The 4569-nt window shown below is 44.6% G+C and carries 3 protein-coding genes; all 3 read right to left on the minus strand.

Going from position 1 to position 4569, the window contains the following annotated elements; all coding sequences use genetic code 11:
* Positions 1-27: 27 nt before the first annotated feature.
* On the minus strand, positions 28-1053 hold the full coding sequence (locus tag ACEW8U_RS10695) for a cytochrome d ubiquinol oxidase subunit II (protein WP_373522029.1): 1026 nt from the start codon (positions 1051-1053) through the stop codon (positions 28-30).
* Between the two features lie 4 nt (positions 1054-1057).
* Positions 1058-2383 carry a cytochrome ubiquinol oxidase subunit I gene (locus tag ACEW8U_RS10700; protein WP_373522030.1) on the minus strand — a complete coding sequence of 442 codons (1326 nt, stop codon included), beginning with the start codon at positions 2381-2383 and terminating at the stop codon, positions 1058-1060.
* 1136 nt (positions 2384-3519) lie between these two features.
* On the minus strand, positions 3520-4569 hold a 1050-nt coding region (locus ACEW8U_RS10705), incomplete at its 5' end, for a 3'-5' exonuclease (RefSeq protein ID WP_373522031.1).

Here is a 4569-nt window from a genome sequence, read left to right on the forward strand (position 1 = left end):
CAATTCTAGGTGCTTTAAATTTACCCTTTACTTTCTTCTCCCCCCCAAAACGCCAATCGGCCTCTTCTGAAAACTATAGATCAAATAAATCAGGGAAGGAATGATAAAGACACTTCCTACAAGTAGGGCTATTCCCAGCGCATTCATAGTGGCCAATCCGGCAGCAGCTTCTTTCAGGCCCATCGTACCATCTTTAAAGATCAGAATTGATGGGTGGATGCTGTAAAACAGGGCAAAGAGGATCATGCTGACCTGAAACCCTGCCAAAAGTCTGGCTAGGATATGTTGGTTTTTCAATAGGAATTTCCATGTCAAGGGCAGGGAAATGCTTGCCAATACCAGGGCCAGAATACTCATGGTATTATCCAGCAATCCTTCCAACAAAGGAATCCCCTCCCATTTGGCCGCAACAAAGACTATACCTCCTGCCACCACCGTCAGGATGTTCATTCGGATGGCTTTTTTTCTGAATGTTATTTGGTCTCCTTCATTATCCGCTTCACCGATCAAAAATACTGCTGCCAAGTAGCCACATATCGCCACTGTAAACAAACCTACACTGAGGGGAAACAAACCCAGCCAGGGAATGACGTAGGCATCTACAAAACTGCCAGCCTCAAGGTCAATCCTTCCTGAAATCACCGTCCCGGCCAGAATTCCAAGAAACAGGGGACTTAGGAAAGAGGAATAGACAAATATGGAATTGTACAACACCTGAATCTTTCCCCTTTCAGGGTCATAGTGTCGGAAGATAAAAGCTGTTCCCCGGGCAATAATGCCCAATAGCAACAAAGAAACAGGAATATGAAGGAAAATGGAAACTGTGGTGTAAATGGTGGGAAAGCCTACAAATAGAATCACAATGGCAATAATCAGCCACATATGGTTTGCTTCCCATATTGGACCAATAGCCTGATAGGTCAGCTGTCTTGTCCGGTCTTTTTTGTCATTCGAGGTAAAGAGTTCGATGATACCCGCACCAAAATCCGCTCCTCCAAAAAGGAGGTACATCAATATGGACAGGTAGAGAAAAGCGATTACAATTTCAACCATAGCCTTAGGACATTTGGGTTTGTTTTTCGTCAGGATCCTTTTCCAAAGCCCTGACCTGCCGCAGCAACAAAACACCCACAATCATAGCCAGGGAAAGGTAAATCCCCAGATACAACCAAAATGAGTAAACGATACCCGGCATAGGTGTCACCGCATCGGCAGTTTTCATGATGCCATACAGGATCCAAGGTTGCCTTCCCACCTCAGTAACGGTCCATCCCGCCTCCACGGCAATAAAACCCAATGGACAGACCACCGCAAGCAAGGTCAGAAACCAACGGGAGTGTATATATGCTGCCGATCTCCATTGACCTACCAACCACAGTAACCCCACAGACAACAACAGCATTGCTGTTGCCACCATGATTTGGAAAGCATAGTGGACGATGGCCACCGGAGGACGCTCATCTTTTGGGATATCTTCCAAGCCGGTCACCTCCGTGACAAAGTCACCATAGATCAGGTAACTCAGCCCTCCGGGAATCTTAATGGCATAATTTACGGTTTCGGATTCCTCATCCGGAATCCCCCCAATGATCAAGGCCGCATGTTCTTCGGTATGAAAATGCGCTTCCATTGCCGCAAGTTTGGCAGGTTGCCGATGGGCAACATCCTTTGCGGAATAATGACCACTAAAAGGAATCAGCAGGGCAGCGACCGCACCAATGGTCAGGGAAATCCTCATGGCCGGAAGGTGGATTTCCTTAGATTTGCCCTGCCTTACCAACCAAGCATGGATTCCACCCACTGCAAAACCTGTTGCAACAAATGCCGCCAACACCATATGCAACGCCTGACTGAACCATGCCTCATTGAACATGGCGGAGATCGGATCAATATTGGTATACACCCCATCTATGATATCAAAACCAGTCGGTGAATTCATCCAGGCATTGGCTGCTACGACCAAAATCCCCGACGCCAATCCACTGACCCCTACTACCACCCCGGTAAACCAATGAAACCATGGGTGAAACTTGCCCCAACCGTACAAGAAAAAACCCAATGCTATTGCCTCGATAAAAAACGCAGTCCCTTCCAGAGAGAAGGGCATTCCAAAAATAGGACCGGCTTCTTCCATAAATTTGGGCCATAGCAGACCCAGTTCAAAAGAGAGCATCGTCCCCGATACTGCTCCTGTGACAAAGAATATGGCCACCCCTTTACTCCAGGCCACGGTCAGTTTCTTATAGACCTGCTTCCCGGTTTTCAAATAAATATAATGGGAGATCGCCATAAAAAACGGCATGATCATACCAATGCAGGCAAAAATAATATGAAATTCCAATGATAGGGCCATCTGTGACCGGGCAGCTAAAAGATCATCCATTGACAGGAATTTTTGGAGTAATAAGATGGTTCCAATACCACCAATTAACAGTTTAAAAATAGAGTATTTTTTCTTATGAAGCCAGTTGAAAAGAGGTAAGAAATAAAGTCTGGACCCTGTTGTCCGAAGACTCTGGCTTCGTGACTTCTGAGTATGGAGTTTCCAAACTCCCATTCGTAAGAGGATTAATGTAAAAATGGATTAGAGGTGCCTATCCTAAAAAACACCCTTTCAAAAATCTTGTGTTCCACATTTCGGTGAATAAGATTTGTGTTCCAGAATAGAATTTGTGACCGAAATTGCTGCATCATCGCGAACATAACCCCGGGCGGCGGTGCATGAGGATGGGCAGTATCCGAAAAACAATAGTAAGCACCTTACCCGGGGTTACCGATATTTTGCCCCTCTGGGGCTGTTAGAAGAAATCTCAAATTCTACTCTTTTCCTCATTTCGTGGGATAGCGGGCAGGAAGACAATGGACCGGGCCGGCGAGGGCCTTGCGGGTTGATAGGTTTCCATTGTCTTGACTTTTTTGTTACTTTTTTGGTCAAGCAAAAAAGTAAGAGAATTAATGTAAAAAAATGAAATAGACCTAACGACCTAAAAAAACATCATACCAAAAAGATCTCTGTTCCACATTTCGGTGAATAAGCTTTGTATTCCAAAATAGAATTTGTGACCGAAATTGCTGCATCATCTCTATCATAACCCCGGGCGGCGGTGCATGAGGATTGACAGAATCCGAAAAGCAATAAGAAGCACCTTACCCGGGGCTAACGATATTTCGCTCTTACAGGGCTTCTGCTTCATTTGTAATGAGTCCAACTCAATTGTGAACGCAGTACGTTCACAAATGGGAATGGGGGAACTGACGGATTGTCTCTAATTGGAGAGTGGTAAATCGCTTCCAAGATCCGTCTTGAATTGAAGTTTAAGAAATGACCTATTGGAAAAAAACTATATGTTCTCTGTGTCCAATGTGGTAAATAAAATTACCCTTATTCCTGGTAGAGATTCTTCACTTCGCATAGATGTCTGTATAGATTTCAAGGTTCAACTGGCTTCATTCAGAATGACGCCATCGTTTTTCTAAGAGATTCCCCATACTTGGTACTTAGTACATCGTACTTTGTTCTTAAAAATTCTTCCCGTTCCTCCCAAAAACCACCTCCGGCAACACCACCAAAGCCTCCTTTCCTGTATCGGAATCTGTCCAATTGACCATCCAATTTACGCTGACTCTTTGGAGTAGGTAGTCTTTAGTTGCCAGGCGTTCTATAGTTTTTTGGAAAGCGAAGGAAAAGCGGAGTATGGGATGTCCTTTGGCATCGAGGCAATCTTGTCCGTTGAATCTGAGCTTATCACCCGGCCTCAGTCGGGAAATTTCCCGCTGCCGGCTATGGGAAAAACTTAAAAAGATATCCTGATGCAAAAGGTGCAATATCAAAGTTTCTGTATCCTCAAATATGGATTTTTCATCTTTATAATTCATTGGGGATACTTTCAGGTTTTCCAGAAACTGCCCCTGATAATGGATGGAAAGCAAACTTTTGGCCCTTGTCATCCCCACATACAATAAGCGTTTTTCCTTATCTTCCCTGACCTGTTTTTGCTGCAACAAAAGAAAAACCTGATCAAACTCCCTGCCCTTTGCTTTGTGAATAGTGGAAACAAGTACGCTATCGGAAGATTGTCTGTAAAAATTCTCAATTCGGGATTCGGAAATAAAGGTCTCCAAGTCGCTTTTGAACCTGACCTTGGGGTAGATTTTCTCAAAATCCTCCAACATGTTGCTGATCCATTCGAAAGTGGTGCCGCCGCCAAACTCCTTTTTCAAGACCTGTTTGGCCTGACTCCATTTTTCATCCAAAATGGTATATTCTCCGGATTGTAGTCTGAGGGCATTGAAAAATGTCCTGACTTCATAGAGTTGCAAGAGGTTGAAAAGATCGTTGCTTTGTACCAAACTTGCGGGAATACCCTGCTGAAGCAGCAAACTGACAACTTTCAGGGCTTCCTCATTGGTTTTGGTCAATACGCCGACAGTGCCTATCAGATCTGTGGATAAAATCTCCTCCACCATAGGCTCAATCATAAAATTTCCTGAATGCCTGGTCAATCTGAGTTCTCCGGGGCTTTGGTCCTTTGCCATGATGGGAGTATGCTTCAGCCTATGGTCTATGGT

It is taken from the genome of Aquiflexum sp. (genome assembly GCF_041751335.1).
Lineage (GTDB): Bacteria > Bacteroidota > Bacteroidia > Cytophagales > Cyclobacteriaceae > Aquiflexum.